Origin of the sequence: Streptomyces silaceus (assembly GCF_001419745.1) — a bacterium.
Taxonomy (GTDB): domain Bacteria; phylum Actinomycetota; class Actinomycetes; order Streptomycetales; family Streptomycetaceae; genus Streptomyces; species Streptomyces silaceus.
This window is the reverse complement of the sequence record NZ_LIRJ01000708.1, coordinates 1-1,415: the sequence shown is the minus strand read 5'-3', so window position 1 is coordinate 1,415 and position 1,415 is coordinate 1. Positions and strand designations below refer to the sequence as shown.

The 1,415-nt window shown below is 75.5% G+C and carries 2 protein-coding genes and 1 pseudogene; all 3 read right to left on the bottom strand.

Features of this window, described 5'->3' with window-relative positions:
* The coding region (locus tag AOK22_RS38895) for a response regulator transcription factor (RefSeq protein WP_157872440.1) at positions 1 to 183 on the bottom strand (183 nt) is incomplete at its 3' end.
* Between the two features lie 91 nt (positions 184 to 274).
* Positions 275 to 481: pseudogene (locus AOK22_RS43635) on the bottom strand (sensor histidine kinase); the annotation flags it as partial.
* 2 nt (positions 482 to 483) lie between these two features.
* Positions 484 to 1,310: histidine kinase (locus AOK22_RS38890; protein ID WP_425264123.1), on the bottom strand; the 827-nt coding region annotated here is incomplete at its 3' end.
* Positions 1,311 to 1,415: the final 105 nt, after the last annotated feature.

Here is a 1,415-nt window from a genome sequence, read left to right as displayed (position 1 = left end):
GTCCATCAGGACGACGTCCGGTGTCAGCTTCGCGGCGAGGGCCACGGCCTCTTCGCCCGTGCCCGCCTCCCCGACCACCTCGATGTCCGGCGCGCTGCCGAGCAGGGCGAGCAGGCCCGCGCGGACGACGACGTGGTCGTCGCAGACCAGCAGGCGGACGGGGCGGGGCGCTGCGGTGTTCATGGCTGCGGCTCCAAGGGGATCGCTACGGACAGGACCGCGCCTTCGCCCGGCGCCGACTCGATCGTCAGTGTGCCGCCCAGCTGGGCGGCNNCGCCCGCCGGCGCCCCGGCGGCGGACGGCGGGGTGAAGCCGCGGCCGTCGTCCGCGATGTCGAGGACCACCTGGTCGTCGAGGAGCGTGAGGGTGAGCGCCGCCGTGGTCGCGTCCGCGTGTTCGCGTACGTTCGCCAGGGCGCCCTGCGCGATGCGGAGCAGTGCCGAGCTGACCCGGTCCGGCAGCGGCACCGGCGCGCCCTCCGNNATCGACTCGGCGGTGCGGACGTGGGCGCGGGCCTTCGCCGGGTCGGTGTCCCAGACCCGGTCGGCCGCCTGGAGCAGCATCTGCTGGCTGGACAGGCCCTGCGCGAGGGTGTCGTGGATCTCCATGGACAGCCGCTGGCGCTCGGCCAGCGTGCCCTCGCGCCGTTCGGTGGCGGCGAGTTCGCGGCGGGTGCGGATCAGGTCGTCGATCAGGTCGCGCTGGCGGGCCGCCTGGCGCCGCATGTAGGTGAAGACCGCCGTCGCGATCGCCGAGACGGCGGGCGGCCCGAGGATCAGGTCCGGGTCGTAGCGGCCCGCGAGCCGCAGCTGCGACGCGATCACGCAGCCGGTCAGGACGGCCACCAGCGCCAGGGCCGCGCGCGGCGGCAGCGTCCGCAGGCCCGTGTAGAAGAGCGGCACCGCGCACCAGCCGAAGCTCGGCGCCAGGACGACGAGGACCAGCCAGACCGCGACGACCAGCGCGAGCCAGGTGAGGTGCCGGGGCGTGGCGCGTCTCCTCGGCGGGGTGCCCAGCGGCGTGGCCGGGGGACCCCCGGTCAGGAACGGCAGGGCGTAGAGGACCGCGAGGACCACCGAGAGCGCGATGATCCACGGGACGCGCGCGCCGCCGGGGTGGCGCAGCAGGAAGCGGGCCAGGGACGTCGCGAGGAGCAGATAGAACGTCGCGTGCATGACGGCCGCGAGCCAGCGGGCGTCGGGGTCCGCGAGGCGGGGGCCGGGGTCCGAGGCGGTGCGGAGACCGCGGTCCGACGTGCGCGATGCGGGGTCCGACGCGCGGAGGCCGGGGCCCGGGGTACGCGGGTCCACTGGGGGCGCCTCCCTCTCGTACTGCCGTCACGTGGTCGCTGAACTGGGCAGACGTCCTCATTGTGACCCGTCGGGCCCACCCGGGGGTCAACCGATCGGTTGACC